Source organism: Micrococcus sp. TCR-5 (assembly GCF_052220525.1).
GTDB classification, from domain to species: Bacteria; Actinomycetota; Actinomycetes; order Actinomycetales; family Micrococcaceae; genus Micrococcus; species Micrococcus luteus.
The window spans coordinates 118,242-136,690 of record NZ_JBQPDO010000001.1 but is presented as its reverse complement, the minus strand read 5'-3'; the positions used below and the strand labels follow the sequence as shown (position 1 = coordinate 136,690).

14 protein-coding genes are annotated in these 18,449 nt (G+C 73.4%); 5 read left to right on the top strand and 9 right to left on the bottom strand.

What is annotated here, in order from left to right:
• Nucleotides 1–128: 128 nt before the first annotated feature.
• The 3 genes from thiC (at nt 129) to ACTSKS_RS00625 (ending at nt 4,475) form a co-directional block, all read left to right on the top strand.
• The gene (gene thiC, locus ACTSKS_RS00635) at nt 129–1,952 is read left to right on the top strand and encodes a phosphomethylpyrimidine synthase ThiC (RefSeq protein WP_063190327.1); all 1,824 of its coding nucleotides are present in this window, start codon (nt 129–131) and stop codon (nt 1,950–1,952) included.
• A 294-nt stretch (nt 1,953–2,246) separates the two neighbouring features.
• Complete coding sequence (locus ACTSKS_RS00630) at nt 2,247–2,996, top strand: DNA-3-methyladenine glycosylase I (protein WP_063190326.1); 750 nt, start codon at nt 2,247–2,249, stop codon at nt 2,994–2,996.
• 63 nt (nt 2,997–3,059) lie between these two features.
• Nucleotides 3,060–4,475 (top strand): NAD-dependent succinate-semialdehyde dehydrogenase, encoded by a 1,416-nt coding sequence (locus ACTSKS_RS00625; RefSeq protein WP_063190325.1) that lies wholly within the window; start codon nt 3,060–3,062, stop codon nt 4,473–4,475.
• Between the two features lie 54 nt (nt 4,476–4,529).
• Here ACTSKS_RS00625 and ACTSKS_RS00620 read toward each other — a convergent pair whose 3' ends face one another.
• Nucleotides 4,530–5,123: a 2'-5' RNA ligase family protein gene (locus tag ACTSKS_RS00620; RefSeq protein ID WP_049147185.1), complete on the bottom strand. Its 594-nt coding sequence runs from the start codon at nt 5,121–5,123 to the stop codon at nt 4,530–4,532.
• Nucleotides 5,120–6,754 (bottom strand): sodium/proline symporter PutP, encoded by a 1,635-nt coding sequence (putP, locus tag ACTSKS_RS00615; RefSeq protein WP_442927201.1) that lies wholly within the window; start codon nt 6,752–6,754, stop codon nt 5,120–5,122. Before putP ends, ACTSKS_RS00620 begins: the two co-directional genes overlap by 4 nt.
• Before the next feature lie 108 nt (nt 6,755–6,862).
• On the opposite strand from putP, the gene hrpA reads away from it, so the two are divergent.
• The gene (hrpA, locus tag ACTSKS_RS00610; protein ID WP_036381718.1) at nt 6,863–10,966 is read left to right on the top strand and encodes an ATP-dependent RNA helicase HrpA; all 4,104 of its coding nucleotides are present in this window, start codon (nt 6,863–6,865) and stop codon (nt 10,964–10,966) included.
• Between the two features lie 24 nt (nt 10,967–10,990).
• Here hrpA and ACTSKS_RS00605 read toward each other — a convergent pair whose 3' ends face one another.
• Together ACTSKS_RS00605 and ACTSKS_RS00600 are read right to left on the bottom strand one after the other, a co-directional pair.
• On the bottom strand, nt 10,991–11,419 hold the full coding sequence (locus tag ACTSKS_RS00605; RefSeq protein ID WP_036381721.1) for an HIT family protein: 429 nt from the start codon (nt 11,417–11,419) through the stop codon (nt 10,991–10,993).
• Between the two features lie 44 nt (nt 11,420–11,463).
• Nucleotides 11,464–12,591, bottom strand: coding sequence for a sulfurtransferase (locus ACTSKS_RS00600; protein ID WP_036381724.1), 1,128 nt, complete (start codon nt 12,589–12,591; stop codon nt 11,464–11,466).
• Between the two features lie 111 nt (nt 12,592–12,702).
• Between ACTSKS_RS00600 and ACTSKS_RS00595 the strand changes: the two genes are divergently transcribed.
• Nucleotides 12,703–13,149 (top strand): Fur family transcriptional regulator, encoded by a 447-nt coding sequence (locus ACTSKS_RS00595; protein ID WP_036381728.1) that lies wholly within the window; start codon nt 12,703–12,705, stop codon nt 13,147–13,149.
• Between the two features lie 18 nt (nt 13,150–13,167).
• On the opposite strand, the gene ACTSKS_RS00590 is transcribed toward ACTSKS_RS00595, so the two are convergent.
• From ACTSKS_RS00590 to ACTSKS_RS00570, 5 genes are all read right to left on the bottom strand, one after another.
• Nucleotides 13,168–13,986, bottom strand: a complete 819-nt coding sequence (locus ACTSKS_RS00590) for a metal ABC transporter ATP-binding protein (protein WP_141842605.1) — start codon at nt 13,984–13,986, stop codon at nt 13,168–13,170.
• Nucleotides 13,983–14,882 carry a metal ABC transporter permease gene (locus ACTSKS_RS00585; protein ID WP_041104321.1) on the bottom strand — a complete coding sequence of 300 codons (900 nt, stop codon included), beginning with the start codon at nt 14,880–14,882 and terminating at the stop codon, nt 13,983–13,985. The genes ACTSKS_RS00590 and ACTSKS_RS00585 overlap by 4 nt, the downstream gene beginning before the upstream one ends.
• Before the next feature lie 2 nt (nt 14,883–14,884).
• Complete coding sequence (locus tag ACTSKS_RS00580) at nt 14,885–15,892, bottom strand: metal ABC transporter substrate-binding protein (RefSeq protein WP_041104319.1); 1,008 nt, start codon at nt 15,890–15,892, stop codon at nt 14,885–14,887.
• A gap of 75 nt (nt 15,893–15,967) precedes the next feature.
• Nucleotides 15,968–17,026, bottom strand: coding sequence for a hemolysin family protein (locus tag ACTSKS_RS00575; RefSeq protein ID WP_041104317.1), 1,059 nt, complete (start codon nt 17,024–17,026; stop codon nt 15,968–15,970).
• A complete protein-coding gene (locus tag ACTSKS_RS00570; RefSeq protein ID WP_041104315.1) occupies nt 17,023–18,339 on the bottom strand; it encodes a hemolysin family protein in 1,317 nt (438 codons plus the stop codon). The genes ACTSKS_RS00575 and ACTSKS_RS00570 overlap by 4 nt, the downstream gene beginning before the upstream one ends.
• Between the last annotated feature and the right edge of the window lie 110 nt (nt 18,340–18,449).

Sequence of the window (18,449 nt, the reverse complement as noted above, 5' to 3'; positions counted from 1 at the left end):
GGGACGTGCTAGGGTCGCTCGCATCCCACGGGAGCCCCACGGCACGGGGCTGAGACCGGGCTGACGCCGCCCGGAGACCGTCTGAACCTGTCCGGGTCATTCCGGCGAAGGAAGAAGGAGCCGCGGCCATGTCCGTTTCCGAGCACACCCCCCTGCCCGCAGCCGAGTCGACGGCCGAGGTCGTCGCCGAGGAGAACTACCCCACGCACCGTCTGGGCTGGCTCGAGGATGCCGAGCACGGCATCCGCGTGCCCGTCACCGAGGTCCACCAGGACGACTCCCCCGACGGCACGCCCAACGCGCCCCTGACCGTCTACCGCACCATGGGCCCGGGCTCCGTGCCCGAGCGCGGCCTGCCCGCCCAGCGCGCCGAGTGGATCCGCGCCCGCGGCGACGTCGAGGAGTACGAGGGCCGCGAGCGCGACCTGCTCGACGACGGCCGCTCGGCCGTGCGCCGCGGCGCCGCCTCGCAGGAGTGGGCCGGCGAGCGCCGCGCCCCGCTGCGCGCCAAGGAGGGCGCGCGCGTCACCCAGATGCACTACGCCCGGCGCGGCGAGATCACCCCGGAGATGCGCTACGTCGCCCTGCGCGAGGGCGTGGACGTGGAGCTGGTGCGCTCCGAGGTCGCGGCCGGCCGCGCCATCATCCCGGCGAACGTGAACCACCCCGAGTCGGAGCCGATGATCATCGGCAAGGCGTTCGCCGTGAAGGTCAACGCGAACATCGGCAACTCGGCGGTGACGTCGTCGATCGCCGAGGAGGTCTCGAAGCTGCAGTGGGCCACCCGCTGGGGCGCGGACACCGTGATGGACCTGTCCACGGGCGACGACATCCACACCACCCGCGAGTGGATCCTGCGCAACTCCCCCGTGCCGATCGGCACCGTGCCGATCTACCAGGCCCTCGAGAAGGTCGGCGGCGACCACCAGGCCCTGACCTGGGAGATCTTCCGCGACACCGTGATCGAGCAGTGCGAGCAGGGCGTGGACTACATGACCGTGCACGCCGGCGTGCTGCTGCGCCACGTGCCGCTGTCCGCGGACCGCGTGACCGGCATCGTCTCCCGCGGCGGCTCGATCATGGCCGGCTGGTGCCTGGGCCACCACAAGGAGAACTTCCTCTACGAGAACTACGACGAGCTCTGCGAGATCTTCGCGCGCTACGACGTCGCGTTCTCCCTGGGCGACGGCCTGCGGCCGGGCTCCGTGGCCGACGCCAACGACGCCGCCCAGTTCGCCGAGCTCGACACGCTGGCCGAGCTGACGGAGCGGGCGTGGGCGTACGACGTCCAGGTCATGGTGGAGGGCCCCGGCCATATCCCGTTGCACCTGGTGCGGGAGAACGTGGAGCGCCAGCAGGAGCTGTGCAAGGGCGCCCCGTTCTACACGCTCGGCCCCCTCGTCACGGACATCGCCCCGGCGTACGACCACATCACCTCGGCCATCGGCGCCACCGAGATCGCCCGCTACGGCACCGCGATGCTCTGCTACGTCACGCCCAAGGAGCACCTGGGCCTGCCGAACCGGGACGACGTGAAGACGGGTGTGATCACCTACAAGATCGCCGCGCACGCCGCCGACGTCGCCAAGGGCCACCCCGGCGCCCGCGACCGCGACGACGCCCTGTCCAAGGCGCGCTTCGAGTTCCGCTGGCGCGACCAGTTCGGCCTCGGCCTGGACCCGCAGCTCGCCGAGGAGTACCACGACGAGACGCTGCCGGCCGAGCCCGCCAAGACCGCCCACTTCTGCTCGATGTGCGGGCCGAAGTTCTGCTCCATGCGCATCAGCCAGGACATCCGCAGCGAATTCGGCGGCGCGTCCGAGCAGGCGCGGATCGCCGAGGCCGGCATGGCCGCCAAGTCCGCGGAGTTCCGGGCCGCCGGCGGGTCCGTGTACCTGCCCGAGCCGAGTCTGCGCCGGCCCGAGGGGGACGCGGTGCTCGCGAGGGACTGAGCGGCCCGTGCCGCGGCGCGGGGGCCAGGGTGCCGGCCTTGAGCACCTCCCCCGCGCGCGGCGCGAGCCTGCCCTCGCCGGTCGGCCTGCCCTGGGCGCGCTCCCGGCTGGCGTGGCCCCGACCGCGGTCGCCCCCAGCATCTCCCCCCCTCGCCGCACGTGCCGCTGCGGGCCGGGCGGCTCGAGTGACGAGGTCCGGCCGCGCCTCCTGCACAGGTGTCCGCAGACGGCGTTGCGTCCCCGGGCGTCGCGTTCCGGCTCCGGATGTCCGGGGCCGCTCTTAGGCTCGGGTGCATGAGCGCGCACCACGCCGACGACGGCCTCCCCGCCCCCGTCTCCACCCTCGCCGAGGATCCACCGGCCGACGGGCGACAGGCGCCGCCGAGTGGCGTCGTCGTGGGTGAGGACGGGCGGGCCCGCCCGCCGTGGGCGGCACGGGATCCGCTGCTGCGGGAGTACTACGACACGGAGTGGGGCCTGCCCGTCACGGACGAGCGGGGCCTGTTCGAGCGCCTCGTGCTCGAGGCGTTCCAGTCGGGCCTGAGCTGGCGGACCGTCCTGGCCAAGCGGCCGCGGTTCCGGGAGGTGTTCGCGGGCTTCGACCCGGACGCCGTCGCGGCGTTCGGGGACGCGGAGGTCGAGGCACTGCTGGCGGACCCCGGCATCATCCGGAACCGGCGCAAGATCGAGGCCGCGGTCGCGAACGCACAAGCCGTCGTCGGGATGCGCGGCGAGCGGTTCGCCCCGCTGCACCCGGGCTCCCCCGGCGCGGGCCCCGCCTGGCACGGCGACGGCGACCGTCCCGCCACCGGCCTGCCGGGGCTGGTCTGGGCTCACCAGCCTGCCGCGACCCCACGGCCGGAGACGGTGGCGCAGGTCCCCTCGACCTCGGACGAGTCGCGCGCGCTCGCGAGGGCGCTGAAGGCGCATGGCTGCCGATTCGTGGGGCCGACCACTTGCTTCGCCCTGCTGGAGGCCGCCGGGATCGTGGACACCCACCTTCTCGGCTCGTGGCGAAGAGGGGCGTCCGGGATCTGGGAGTGAGCGGGGGCCTCCGGCAGGATGGGGAACTCAACGCAGGACGTCCACACGAAAGGGTGACGACTGATGACCACCACCTCCGCCTCTCAGGGCTACCGCACAATCAACCCGGCCACCGGGGAGCTGCTGAAGTCCTTCGACAACGCCACGGATCAGCAGATCGCCGACGCCCTCGACGCCTCGCAGGCCGCCTACGAGCAGTGGTCCCGGAAGTCGGTGGCCGAGCGCGCCGCCGTCGTGAAGCGGATCTCCGAGCTGCTGGCCGAGCGGTCCAAGGACATTGCCGCGGTGATCACCACGGAGATGGGCAAGTCCCTCGGCGCGGCGGTCGGCGAGGTGCGCTACAGCGCCCAGATCTTCGGGTACTACGCGGACGAGGCCGAGGAGCTGCTCGCGGACCAGCCGATCAAGCAGTTCTCCGGGCAGGAGGCGTTCGTCCAGCGGCTGCCGATCGGCCCGCTGCTGGGGATCATGCCGTGGAACTTCCCGGTGTACCAGGTGGCCCGTTTCGTGGCGCCGAACCTCATGCTCGGCAACACCATCCTGCTCAAGCACGCCGAGATCAACCCCCAGGTGGCGCAGCTGCTGGAAGAGCTCTTCACCGAGGCCGGACTGCCGGAGGGCGTGTACCAGAACGTGTTCGCCACCCACGACCAGATCTCCACGATCATCGCCGATCCGCGCGTGCAGGGCGTGTCCCTCACCGGTTCGGAGCGGGCCGGCGCCGCCGTCGCCGAGCAGGCCGGCCGGCACCTCAAGAAGGTCGTCCTCGAGCTCGGCGGCTCCGATCCGTACATCGTGCTCTCCGCGCCGGACGCCCGCGCCGCCGCCCGCGACGCACTGGCCACCCGGATGGGCAACTGGGGCCAGGCCTGCAACTCGAACAAGCGCATGATCGTCATGGAGGACCTCTACGACGACTTCGTGGACGAGCTGGTCCAGCGCTCCTCGGCGATGAAGCCCGGTGACCCGACCTCGCGTGACGCCGACGTCTACGGCCCGCTGTCCTCCGAGTCCGCGGCCGACGGGCTCGCCGAGCAGATCGCCGCGGCCAAGGAGGCCGGCGCCACCGTCCACGTGGGCGGCGAGCGCGTCTCCGGCCCCGAGGGCGAGGGCTTCTACGTCTCCCCGGCCGTGATCACGGACGTGGACCAGGAGAACCCCGCCTACACGCAGGAGCTGTTCGGCATGGCCGCCGTGGTGTACAAGGTGTCCTCGGCCGAGGAGGCCGTGGCCCTGGCCAACGACTCCCAGTACGGTCTCGGCGGCGCCGTCTTCTCCACGGACCTGGACGAGGCCAAGCGCGTGGCCGACCAGCTCGAGGTGGGCATGGCGAACGTGAACCTCGCCTCCGCCGCCGGCGCGAACCTGCCCTTCGGCGGCGTGAAGCGCTCGGGCTTCGGCCGCGAGCTCGGCCCCATGGCCGTGGACGAGTTCGCCAACAAGCGCCTGTACGCGGTGCAGGGCCCGCTGGAGGGCTGACCCGGGGCCGGGTCGGCCCGGCGGGTCTCCCGCTCCGGCCGGCCCGTCGGCCCCTCAGCCGCGCAGCGGGACGGTCGCCAGCACCTCGTGCAGCGGCCCGCCGGACCGGCCCTCGCCGAGCCGGGACGCCACGACCTCGACCTCGTCGGCGGTCCACTCCGGCCCGCGGTACACGGCGAGCGCGCGCACGGCCTCGGCCAGCAGGACGGTGGCCGGCGCCGGCGGACGGGGCTCGCCCCGCCTCCGACCCCGAGGTCGGAGCGCGGCCCCCGAGACCGGCGCCACGGTGAGGTGGGCGCGCCGGCGGTCCCGGCCGTCGTCGTCGGCGAGCCAGGGCTCCGCCAGGAGCGCGCCGAGCTCCCGGACCTGCCCACCCACCCCCACCCAGAGCGTGCGGTGCGAGAACTCCCCCGCTCCGGCCAGGTGCAGGTCCAGCGGGCCATGTCCCGCCGCGATGCGGCCGGCGACGGCGACGACGTCGTCCACGGCGCCGGCGGGCACCTCCGGGTGGAACGCCAGCGTCAGGTGCCGCTGCTCCGGCTCGGTCCAGCACAGCGCGCGTCCGGCCCGGTCCCGGACGCCGTCGAGGGCCGGCTCGAGGTGGTCGAGCGCGGCCCTCGGCGGACGGATCGCGAGGAAGAGCCTCACGCCTGCGCGCGCGGATCCGCGGCGGCTGCGGTCGAGCCCCCGGCGGCGTCGCGCGTCATGGCGGCCGGGGCCACGTCCGGGTCCGGCTCGCGGCCGGCCACGATGTCGATCGCGCCGGTGAACTCGGCGTCGATCCGCCGCTGCACCCGGCGCGAGCGCTGGGTCACGAGGGACACCACCACACCCACCACGAAGGCGGCGACGAAGCCCGGCAGCAGCTCGTACAGGCCGAACCACTCCCACGTCTCGGCACTGGCCTCGGACCACACCCAGGCGACGGCGGCGCCGGTGACCATGGCGGCCATCGCCCCCCACGAGGTGAACCGCGGCCAGTACAGGGCGAGCAGGATCACAGGGCCGAAGGCGGCGCCGAAGCCGGCCCACGCGAAGGAGACGAGCTCGAGCACGGAGGAGTCCGGGTTGAGGGCGAGCAGCCCCGCCACGAGCGCCACCACCAGCACGCCGATGCGGCCGAGCCACAGGGTGAACGTCGGGGAACCGGTGCGCCCGCGCAGCATGTAGAGGTCCTCCACCAGGGCGGAGGAGCACACGATCAGCTGCGAGGAGAGCGTGGACATGATCGCGGCGAGGACGGCGGCCAGCACCAGGCCGGCCACGAACGGGTGGAACATGATCGAGGCCAGCACCAGGAACACGGTCTCCGGGTCCTCGAGCGTGGTGCCGGGGTTGGCCTGGAAGTAGGCGATGCCGACGAGGGCGACCATCACGGCGCCGAACACGGACAGCGCCATCCAGCCGATGCCGACGCGCCGGGCGACGGCCGCGTCGTGCGGGGTGCGCAGGGCCATGAAGCGGACGATGATGTGCGGCTGGCCGAAGTAGCCCAGGCCCCAGGCGAGGGAGGACAGGACGCCGATCAGCGTGGCGTTCTCGAACATCGAGAAGTGGTTCACTCCGCCGCCGGCGGCGTCGGCGGCGCGGATGCCCTCGACGACGGCGTCCCAGCCTCCCATGGTCAGGATCACGACGATGGGGACGGCCAGCAGCGAGAGGAACATGAGGACGCCCTGGGCCACGTCCGTCAGCGAGGCGCCGAGGAAGCCGCCGAACAGGGTGTAGAGCACCGTGATGCCCGCGACCACGAGCATGCCGGTGAGGTAGTTGATGCTGATGCCCTGGGCGTAGAAGGACTCGGGGCCGAAGGTCGACTCGACGAACTTGCCGCCGGCCACCATGCCCGAGGAGACGTAGAAGGTGAAGAACACGAGGATGATCAGGCCGGCCACGATCCGCAGGATGTGCGTGCGGTCCTTGAACCGGTTCTCGAGGAAGGACGGGATCGTGATCGAGTTCCCGGCCACCTCGGTGTAGGAGCGCAGGCGGGGGGCGACCACGCGCCAGTTCACCCACGCGCCCACGGTCAGGCCGACCGCCATCCAGCCCTCGACCAGGCCCGCGGCGTAGATCGCGCCGGGCAGGCCCATCAGGAGCCAGCCGGACATGTCGGACGCACCCGCGGAGAGCGCCGCGACGGACGGCTTCATGTCGCGTCCGGCGAGCATGTAGTCGTCGAGGTCGGTGTTCTTGCGGGAGGCGTACAGGCCGATCGCGATCATCGCGAGGAAATAGAGGCCGATCGCCGCTAACAGGGAGACGGTGTTCGTGTCCATGGGCTCCAGAGAATCACATTCGAACTCTCAGCCCCAGTCCCAGATCCGCCCCGATTCGTCCCCGTCCGGGTCGGCCCGGGCCCCCGCGCGCCTAGGATGGAGGCCGTCATGACGCAGACTCCCCCGCCCTCCACGCCCGCCGCGCAGCCGTCGGCGACACCCCACGACGCCGCCGCGATCACGTTCCCCGAACACCTGCCGGTGGCGGAGCGTCGCGAGGAGATCATGGCCGCGATCCGCGACCACCAGGTGGTGATCGTCGCGGGTGAGACCGGCTCGGGCAAGACGACGCAGCTGCCGAAGATGTGCCTGGCCCTCGGGCTCGGGGAGGTCGGCTCGATCGGCCACACCCAGCCCCGGCGCATCGCCGCCCGCTCCGTGGCCGAGCGCATCGCGCAGGAGCTGGGCGAGGAGATCGGGCAGACGGTCGGCTACCAGGTCCGCTTCACGGCCCAGACCTCGAAGGCCACCCGGGTCAAGGTCATGACGGACGGCATCCTGCTGGCCGAGATCCCCCATGACCCGCAGCTGCGCCGCTACTCCGTGATCATCGTGGACGAGGCCCACGAGCGCAGCCTCAACATCGACTTCCTCCTGGGCTACCTGCGCAACCTGCTGCCCCAGCGCCCGGACCTGAAGGTGATCATCACCTCGGCCACCATCGACCCGGAGCGCTTCGCCCGCCACTTCGGCCGGCCGCTGGCCGAGGGCGAGGACCATGCGGACGCGGTGGAGGCCGACGACGGCGGACACGTGGTCCCGGCGCCGATCATCGAGGTCTCGGGGCGTACCTACCCCGTCGAGATCCGCTACCGGCCGCTGACCGACGAGCCCTCCCCGGACGACCCCGAGGACGACGCGGACGACGCCGCCGAGACCCGCGACCCCCTCGACGCGATCGGCGACGCCGTCCTCGAGCTGGCCGCCGAGCCGCCGGGCGACATCCTCGTGTTCCTGCCGGGCGAGCGGGAGATCCGCGAGGCCGCGGACCACCTGACCGGCGTCGTCGCCGGCACCACGCGCCTGGCCGGCACGGAGATCCTGCCGCTGTTCGGCCGCCTGTCCATGGCGGAGCAGCACCGCGTGTTCGGCCGCGCCGGGGCCGGGGTGCGCCGGCGGATCGTGCTGGCCACGAACGTCGCCGAGACGTCCCTGACCGTGCCGGGCATCAAGTACGTGATCGACACGGGCACCGCGCGCATCTCGCGGTACTCGAACCGCACCAAGGTGCAGCGCCTGCCGATCGAGCGCGTCTCCCAGGCCAGCGCGAACCAGCGCTCGGGCCGGTCCGGCCGCACCTCGGACGGCATCGCGATCCGCCTGTACTCGGAGGAGGACTACCTCTCCCGCCCCGAGTTCACGGACCCGGAGATCCTGCGCACCTCCCTGGCCTCGGTGATCCTGCAGATGCTCTCCCTCGGCGTGGCCCGCACCCCGGGCGACGTCCAGGAGTTCCCCTTCGTCCAGCCGCCGGACGGCCGCCAGGTCACCGACGGCGCCACCACGCTCACCGAGCTCGGCGCGCTCGAGGCCGGCGGCGCCCGCGCGGGCACCATCACCCGGGTCGGACGCCGCCTGGCCCGACTGCCGGTGGACCCGCGGCTGGGTCGCATGATCCTCGAGGCCGGTGAGCGCGGCTGCGTCCGGGAGGTCATGGTGATCGCCGCGGCCCTGACCATCCAGGATCCCCGCGAGCGCCCCACGGAGCAGCGTGAGGCCGCGGACGAGCTGCACCGCCGGTTCGCGGACGAGAACTCGGACTTCTCCGCGATCCTGAACCTGTGGGCCTACCTGCGCGAACGGCAGCAGGAGCTCTCCGGCTCCCAGTTCCGGAAGCTGTGCCGCCGCGAGCACATCAACTGGCTGCGCGTGCAGGAGTGGCAGGACCTGGTGCGCCAGCTGCGCCAGCTCGCCAAGGACGTGGGCCTCACCGTCGAGGCCGGACCCGTGGACCCGGTGGGCCGGCACGAGGCGGTGCACAAGTCCCTGCTCACCGGCCTGCTCGCGCAGATCGGCGCCTACGACGAGCGCCGTCGCGAGTACGCGGGCGCCCGCGGCACCCGTTTCGCCGTGTTCCCCGGCTCCGCCCTGTTCAAGAAGCGCCACCCGTTCGTCATGGCCGCCGAGCTCGTGGAGACCTCACGGCTGTGGGCGCGCACGGTGGCCCGGATCGAGCCGGAGTGGGCCGAGGAGGTCGCCGGCCACCTCGTCAAGCGGGCCTACAACGAGCCGCACTGGTCGCGGCGGGCGGGCTCCGTCGTCGCGCGCGAGAAGGTGACGCTGTTCGGCGTCACCCTGATCCCGGACCGCTCGGTCCGGTACGGCCGCATCGACCCGGAGCTCTCCCGCGAGCTGTTCATCCGGCACGCCCTCGTGGAGGGCGACTGGCGCACGCGCCACCGGTTCTTCGCCCGCAACCGGGCCGCGCTCGAGGAGGTCGACGCCCTCGAGACGCGCCTGCGCCGCCGCGACCTGCGGATCGGGGACGAGGACCTGTTCGCCTTCTACGACGCGCGGATCCCGGCGAACGTCGTCTCCGAGCGGCACTTCGACGCGTGGTGGAAGAAGGCGCGCCAGGAGCAGCCGGACCTGCTAGACCTCGACGTCGCCGCCCTGCTCACCGCCGACGCCGAGGACCTGGACACCGACGCGTTCCCCACCACGTTCTCGTATCCGATGCCCGGCGGCGACGTGGAGCTCGACCTCGAGTACACGTTCGACCCGACCGGCGCGGCCGGCACCGACGGCGTGACCGTGGCCGTGCCGATCCTGCTGCTCAACCAGGTCTCCCCCGGTCCCTTCGCATGGCTGGTCCCCGGCCTGCGGGTCGAGCTCGTCACCGCCCTCATCAAGGCGTTGCCCAAGGCGGTGCGCAAGAACCTCGTGCCCGCCCCGGACGTGGCCCAGCAGCTCGTGGCGGACCTCGAGGCCCACGCCGACCCGCTGCGGGACGAGCTGCCGGAGGCGCTGTCCGCGGCCGTGCGTCGGGTGCGCGGCGTGGTGGTGGAGCCCGGACTGTGGGCCCCGGACGCGGTGCCCCTGCACCTGCGGATGGACTACCGCGTCGTGGACGCCCGCGGCGCCGTGATGGGCGCCGGCCAGGACCTGCCCGCGCTGCAGGCCCGGCTCGCGCAGGCCAACCGCTCCGCGATCGCCGCCCGGCTCGCCGGCACCGACGACCCCGCCTCGGCCCGGCCGGGGCCGCGCGGCAAGGGCCGCGGCGGCCGTGCCCAGGCCGACGCGCGGGCCGGGGCCGAGGGACGCCGTCGCCCGGAGGGCCCCGGGCGGTCCGGCGCGACGCCGGCCTTCGAGGAGCGGCACGGGCTGACCTCGTGGAGCATCGGCACGGTGCCGAAGACCGTCTCCACCGCGGCCGGGGCGCGCGGCCCCGCCATCACGGGCTACCCGAGCCTGGTGCCCGAGACCACGCCCGACGGCGGCCCCGCGGCCGGCCTGACCGTGGCCCGGTCCGCGGAGGACCAGGCGGCCTGGCACCGGGCCGGGGTGATCCGGCTGCTGCTGGCCACCCTGCCCAGCCCCCAGCGCTACGTGCTGGACCACCTGGACAACAGGGAGAAGCTCACCTTCACCCAGAACCCGCACGGCTCGGTGGACTCCCTCGTCGCGGACTGCACCCAGGCCGCCGTGGACCGTCTCGTCGGGGACGAGCTGCCGTTCGACGAGGCCGCGTTCCGCGCCCTGTTCGACCGGGTGCGGGCCGACCTGATCGACACGGTCTTCGCCGTCACGTCCCTGGTGGAGCAGGTGCTCTCCCGGGCCGCGCAGGTGCGACGCCGGCTCAAGGGCTCGGTCTCGCTCGCCCTCGCACCGGCGCTGTCGGACGTGAAGGCACACCTCGAGCAGCTCGTGTTCCCCGGCTTCGTGGCCGCCACGGGCTGGGAGCGGCTGCAGCACCTGCCGCGCTACCTGCAGGGCATGCTGACGCGCCTGGACCGGCTGGACGCCGGCGGCCACCTGCAGCGCGACGGGCAGCACATGGCGGTGGTGCAGGGGCTCGAGGACGAGTTCGACGCCGCCGTCGCGGCCCATCGCGCCCGGTTCGCGGGCACGCCCGTGCCCGCGGAGCTGGAGCGGGTGCGCTGGCTCATCGAGGAGCTGCGCGTCTCGTTCTTCGCCCAGGAGCTGGGCACGGCGGTCTCGGTCTCCGAGAAGCGGGTGCGTCAGGCGCTCGCCCGGGCCACGCGCGCCTGAGTCGGGCCCGGGCGGCGCGGGCCGTCAGTCCTGCGGGACGACCTCGCCGTGGCCCAGGTCCCGCAGGGCCGCGCGGAGGCGGGCGGCGGCGGCGTCCAGGTCCGCCGGATCGGGGGCGTTGTCCACGCGGGCCAGGTCGAAGTCGGCCAGCGAGGTGGAGGGCCACACGTGCACGTGCAGGTGCGGGATCTCATAGCCGGCGATCATGAGCCCGGCCCGGCGGGCGGAGAACGCCGCCACCTGCGCCTTGCCGATCTGCTGGGCGACCGTCGTCAGGTGCGTGACCAGCGCCGGGTCGACCTCCACCCATTCGTCCACCTCCGCACGGGGCACCACGAGCGCGTGCCCCGGCTGGAGCGGCGCGGCGGACAGGAACGCGACGCACGTCTGGTCCTGCCACACGAAGCGGGCGGGCAGCTCGCCGGCGATGATCCTGCTGAAGACGGTGGCCATGGAGGGTCCTCCTGGGGGTCGGCGGGGCGGGGCCCCGGGGCTCGTCAGTCCCGGCCGGACGCGCCGTCGGGCTCGGGGCCGACCGCGACGGCGTTGGACGGGTCCTGGACCCATGCTGACCACGAACCCGGGTAGAGCGCCACTCCGGGTCGCCCCGCGACGGCCAGGGTGAGCACGGCGTGCGCCGCGGTGATGCCCGAGCCGCAGTACACGGCCACGGGAGTGGCGTCGTCCACGCCGACGGCGTCGAACCGCTCCGCCAGCTCCGCGGCGGGCCGCAGGCGGCCGTCCTCGGCGATGCTCTCCGCCGTGGACACGTTCCGCGCCCCGGGGATGTGACCGGCCACGGGGTCGAAGGGCTCGACCTCCCCGCGGTACCGCTCGGCCGCCCGCGCGTCGAGGAGCAGACCGCCGGAGGCCATCGCCTCCGCGCCGGCCGTGTCCACGACGGGCATGCGGCCCCACGACGGCCGGGCGGTGCCGGGCACCGGGATGACCTCGCCGGGCTGCAGGGGCAGGCCCGCGGCGCGCCACGCCTCGAGGCCGCCGTCCAGGAGCATGGAGTCCCGCAGCCCCGCGTGGCGCAGCAGCCACCAGGCGCGCGCGGCGGACAGGCCGTGGTCGTCGTCGTAGACCACGATGGTGTCGCCCTCGTCGATCCCCCACATCCGCACGGTCTCCGCGAACTGGCGCGCGTCCGGCAGGGGGTGACGCCCCGCCGCCGGGCCGGCGTGGCCGGCGAGCTGGCTGGGCAGGGAGACGTAGACGGCGCCCGGCAGATGGCCCTGGAGATAGGCGGCGTGGTCGGGCCCGCCCGCCGTGGCCCGGAACCGGACGTCGAGCAGGATCACCCGGTTCGGGCGGCATCGTCCCGGCTGGGCGTAGGCCGGGCCCTCGGGCACCGGCGGCAGGTCCTCGACGGGGGCCAGGCCGAGCCAGCCGGCCAGCACGTCCACCGTCACCAGGGTGGGCGGCACGGCAGCCTCGGGATCGACGCCGTCGGCGTCCGCGTCGGGGTCGCCGCCGGCGTCATGGGGCGAGGACGGGGCCGCCGTGGGCGCCGGGACGACGCGGCCCTGCCCCTCGTCGACGACGATCAGCGGGTCGGGTCGATCGGGGGCGGCGCCGTCGCGGTCCGGGACAGGGGATGGGTCCGGGGTCTCGCTGTGCACCCGGACACCCTACTCCACGCCCCCTTCGGCGTCGCTGATAACCTGGAGGATGGCCCGCGCGGACCTGTTCCGGACCGCGCGGAGGAGGCGGCAGCCGCCGCAGAAGGAGTCGTGAGCACCGTGAGCGCCCCCGAGCCCAGCCCCCGTGCCGCCCGTCCCCGGGCGACCCGGCAGAAGGCCGCCGTCGACCGAGCCCTGGACCGCATCCCGGACTTCGTGAGCGCGCAGGAGCTCCATGCCCGCCTCCAGGACCAGGGCGAACGCGTCTCGCTGGCCACCGTGTACCGGACCCTGCAGCAGCAGCTCGACGACGGGCTCGTGGACATGCTCCGCCGCGACGACGGCGAGTCCGTGTACCGCCGGTGCGAGGACGAGGGCCACCATCACCACCTGGTGTGCCGGATCTGCTGGACCACCGTCGAGGTCACCGCCCCCCACGTCGAGGCATGGGCCACCGCCGTCGCCGCGGAGCACGGCTTCACGGACGCGGACCACACGGTGGAGATCACCGGTGTGTGTGCCCGCTGCCGGGCCGAGGGGCGCACCCGCGCGGCCTGACCCCGGGCCGGGCCCCGGTCAGTGGCGGATGCCGCCCGCGGGGTCGTCCAGGAAGTCCGCCGGGTCCTCGACCGCCGTGGAGGGCCCGTGCAGGGCGCCCCGGCCGTAGGCGATGTCCAGGTTCTCGACCGTGAGCACGTTCCGCGGCGGGCCGGAGGCCACGACACGCCCGCCCATCAGGACCACATGGTCCGCCTCCGCGGCCTCGTCGAGATCGTGGGTCGTGTAGACCACGGACACCCCGCGCGTCGGCTCCTCGTGGAGGAGGTCGTCGATCGTGCGGGCGGAGACGATGTCGAGGCCCGTCATCGGCTCGTCGAGCAGCAGCACGTCGTGGTCCTGGGCGAGGCCCTGGGCCACGTAGGCGCGCTGGCGCTGGCCGCCGGAGAGCTGGTCGAGGTGCCGCCGTGCCAGGTCCGCGACCTGCATGCGCTCCATGGCGGCCCGCACGATGTCCCGGTCCTGCTTCCGGAACGGGCGGAACCACCCGAGCGTGGGGTACCGGCCCATCCCGACGACGTCGCGCACCGTCACCGGCACTCCCTGGGGCACGCCGATGGACTGCATCACGAAGGAGGTGCGCTGCGAGCGCCGCCGCGGGTTCTCGCCGAGCACCTCCAGCGCACCGGAGGCCGGGTCGCTCAGGCCCGCCAGGGCGGTCAGCAGCGTGGACTTGCCGGAGCCGTTGGGCCCGATCACCGCGATCAGCCGCCGGGCCGGCAGGGTGAAGTCGGAGGGTCGGACGGCCACGTGCGAGCCGTGGCGCAGTTCGAGCGCCCGGGCGACCGCGAGGGGAGGCGGGGTCGCCGCGGCGCCCGCGGGGAAGGACGCGTTCATCGGGGGGCCTCCGCTCCGGGCAGGGCCACGACCGGCGCCTCCTGCTCACGCTGCGCGCGCGAGCGCACGTGCCGGCCCAGGAGCGCCAGCACGGCGGCGCGGACGGCGAGCACCACGAAGAACAGCAGGATCGGCATGAGCGCCATGGTGGCCGAACCCGCCGTGCCCAGCCGGTAGCTGAGGGTGAGCCCGGTGACGACGCACGCCGCGCCGATCACGACGGAGACGAGCATCATCTGGGGCACGCTGCGCGTCAGCAGCGCCGCCGTCGCGGGCGGTCCCACGAGGAGGCCGAACACGAGCACCGTGCCCACCGCCTGGAACGAACCGATCACGGCCGCGCCGATCATCACCAGCAGCAGCGTGTGCGTCAGCCCCGGTCGCATGCCCAGCGAGCGCGCCTTGACCTCGGAGAAGCTCAGTGCCAGCAGGGGCCGGTAGAGCAGCAGGGCCAGGGCGATCACCACGACGGCGATGACCGCCTGGGTCACGATGCCGTCCACGCTGACCCCCAGCACATCGCCGAACAGGATCGACGTGAGCGATCCCGTGTAGGAGTCCGACTTGGAGATGATCACCACGCCCAGGGCCATCATCCCCACGAAGAGCAGGCCGATGGCGGTGTCCTCCTTGAGGGTGGTGGCCCGGTGCACCAGCGAGATGCCCGCCATCATGACGACGGCGGCCACCGCCGCACCGAGGTGGGGGCTGCCACCGGTGACGACCGCCAGGGCGATGCCCGGCAGGACACCGTGCACGAACGCGTCCCCGAAGAAGCTCATCCCGCGCAGCACCAGCCACGTGCCCACGACCGAGCACATCACCACGGCGATGAGTCCGCCGACGAGGGCGCGCTGCTGGAATCCCATCTGGAAGGGCTCGAGCAGCCAGTCCATCCTCAGCCCTCCAGCGCGTCGGCGAGGGTGCGGGCGTTGAGGAGCATGGCCTCGGCGTAGTCCGCCTCCGGGGTGTCCTTCGGGCCGACGCCGCCCTCGTAGACCTCGATGACCGGCAGGTCGCCGGCCTCCTCGGCCACGGTGTCCACGAGGCTGTTGCGCGCGCCCACGGACGTGATCACGGCGTCTGCGCCGCCGTCGCGGATGGACCGGGCGAGCTCGGCGATCTCCTGGGAGGAGGGCTCGCCGTCGGTGGAGCCGCCCGGGACGACGACGCCGGACACGGTGAAGTCGTAGGCCTCGCTGAAGTAGCCGTAGGCGTCGTGGTCCGTGACCAGCGTGCGGCGGTCCTCCGGGACCCCGGCGAGGATCTCCCGGACCTGCGTGTCCGTCTGCTCGAGCTCCCCGCGCACGGTCGCGCCGCACTCGGCGAACCTCTCGTCACCCCGCTCCTGGGCGAGCGTGTCGCCCATCAGCTCGGCGGCCCTCGCCATGCGGGCGACGTCCATCCAGACGTGCGGGTCCTCGGACCCGTGGTCATGGCCCTCGTGGCCCGCCCCCTCCTCGGCGTGGTCATGGCCGCCGAAGGGCAGCGGATCCAGCTGGGGCGCCACCTCGACGACGGTCGCGCCGTCCGCCTCGGCGTTGGCGAGGGCGGACTCCATGCCGCCCTCGAGGCCGAGGCCGTTGGAGAACACGAGGCCGGAGGAGACCATGTCCTTCACCTGCGCGGACGAGGCGGAGAAGTCGTGCGGATCATCCCCCGGGCCCATCACCGTGACGCTGCGGGCGTCGGCGCACGCGACCACGCGGTCGAGCACGGAGCCGAGCTGCGTCGTCGTGGCGACGGCCACGGGCGCGCCCGCGGCCGAGCCGGACCCGGCGGCAGCAGAGGCGCCCGCGGCCTGCTCGCCCGCGGAGTCGCCGCTGGTCCCGCCGCACGCGGCGAGGCTCAGGGTGAGCGCGGTGAGGGCCCCGGTCAGGGCGGGCAGACGACGGCGGCGGAGCATGGGGCGACCTCGTTCGTGTCGGGAGGATGTGTGAAATCGGTTCTCAACAGTAGCACCGCGCCGCCCGCGCGACGCTCACGCGGGCCGGAACCGACGTGGCGACTGCGTCACGTCGTTGATCTCCCCGACGAGCTCCTCGAGCACGTCCTCGAGGAAGAGGATGCCCGCGGTCTCGCCCTCGGGCGTGATGACCCGGGCGAGGTGGGAGCCCGTGCGCTGCATGAGCGCGAGTGCGTCCTCGACCTCGTCCTCGAGCCGCACGTTGGCCAGCGAGCGCACGCGCGTGAGCGGGATCGGCTCGTCGTGTCCCGACGGGCCCACGGTGAGGACGTCCTTCAGGTGCAGGTAGCCGGTGTAGCCGCCGTCGGGGTCCTCGACCACGAACCGGGAGAAGCCCACGCGGCCCACGGTCCACTCGAAGTCGTGCGGCGTGATCCCCTCGGGGACGGTGACGACCCGCTCGAGCGGCACCATCACGTCCCCGGCCCGGTGGTCCGAGAACTCGAGGGCCGAGTGCAGCACGCCGGACTCGTCCTCCAGGGTGCCCGAGCGGGTGGACTCGGCCACGATCGACTGCACCTCCTCGAGCGTGTAGGAGGAGGCCACCTCGTCCTTCGGCTCGATGCGCAGGGCGTGCAGCACGAGGTTGGCCGTCCAGTTCAGCGCGGCCACGACGGGATGCAGCAGCTTCGAGAGCCACACGAGCGGCTGGGCCAGCAGCATCACGGCGCGGTCCGCGAACGAGACGGCGGCGTTCTTGGGCACCATCTCGCCCAGGGTCACGTGCAGGAAGGTGACCACCAGCAGCGCGAGCACGAAGGCGGTCACGTCCGCCGCCGCGGACGGGACCCCGAGGGCGGCCATCGGGACGACGAGCAGGTGGTGCAGCGCCGGCTCGGACACGTTGAGGATGAGCAGGGAGCACACCGTGATGCCGAGCTGGCAGACGGCCAGCATCTGGGAGACGTGCTCCATCGCGTAGAGCGCCACCTGGGCCTGGCGGGAGCCGGCCTCGGCCCGCGGCTCGATCTGCGCCCGGCGGGCGCCCATGACGGCGAACTCGCCCGCCACGAAGAAGGCGTTGGCGGCCAACAGGACCACCAGCCACAGCAGTCCGACGACGTCCCCGTTCATGCGCGCGTCTCCTCGTCCTCAGCGGCCGGGTCGAAGCGCACGCGCTCGATGCGGCGGCCGTCCATCCGCTCGACCGTCAGGGTGCCGCCGTCCACGTCCACCACGTCCCCGACCTCCGCCAGGCGCCCCAGTCGGGCCAGGATGTACCCGCCGACGGTCTCGTAGGCCCCGTCCTCCGGCACCACGAGGGCCGGGATCTGGGTCCGCACCTCGTCGGGCCGCAGCTCCGCCGGGAAGTACCAGCGGCCGGAGGCCGTCTGGAGGACCCCCGGGGTGACGCGGTCGTGCTCGTCCGCGACCTCGCCGACGATCTCCTCCACCACGTCCTCGAGCGTGACCACCCCTGCGGTGCCCCCGTACTCGTCCACGACGACGGCCATCTGCAGGTTCGCGTCGCGCAGCTCGGCCAGCAGCTGGTCCAGGTGCACGGTCTCCGGCACGCGGATGACCTCCGTCATCAGTGCACCGGCCTCGAGGTCGGCGCGGCGCTCCCGCGGCACGGCCACGACCTTCTTCACGTGCACCACGCCGCGGATGTCGTCCGAGGAGTCGCCGATCACGGGGAACCGCGAGTAGCCGGTGCTGCGGGCCAGGTCCAGGACCTCGGGCAGAGCCTGGTCCTCCCTCACCGTCTCCACGCGGATGCGCGGGGTCATCACGTCCGCGGCGGTGCGGTCCGCGAAGCGCAGCGTCCGGTCCAGGAACGTGGCGGTCTGCGCGTCGAGCGTGCCCAGCTGGGCCGAGCGGCGGACCAGCGAGGAGAGCTCCTCGGGGCTGCGGGCGCCGGAGATCTCCTCCTTGGCCTCGATGCCCACGCGGGCCAGCACGCCGTTGGAGAACCCGTTCAGGACCAGGATCGCCGGCTTGAACACGGTGCTGAACACGAGCTGGGGCCGGGCGAGTGCGCGGCCGATCGCCATGGGCTCGGCGATGGACATGTTCTTGGGGATCAGCTCGCCGAGGAGCATCGAGAGCAGGGTCGCCACGACCATCGCGACGACGAGCGAGACGGTGCCCACCACGCCGGCCGGCAGCCCCACCTGGAGCAGCAGCGGGTCGATGAGCCGGCTGATCGCCGGGTCCATCACGTAGCCGGTGAGCAGTGTGGTCAGGGTGATGCCCAGCTGGCACGCGGAGAGCTGGGTCGAGAGTGACTTGAGACAGCGCAGCAGGGGCTCGGCGCCGCGGTCACCCGCGTCCACCATGCGCTGCACGGTGGGCACGTCGATCGCGATCATGGCGAACTCGACGGCCACGAAGAACCCGGTGCCCACGATCAGGGCCAGGCCGAGGATCAGCAGGAGCCACTCCACCCGACCTCACCCCCTCGACGGCGGGCCGGGCGGCGGTGCGGGGCACCGGGACTGGAAGGCTCCGATCCGGCCGCGTCCGCGTGGGCGGACGAGCGGTCTGGCACACAGGT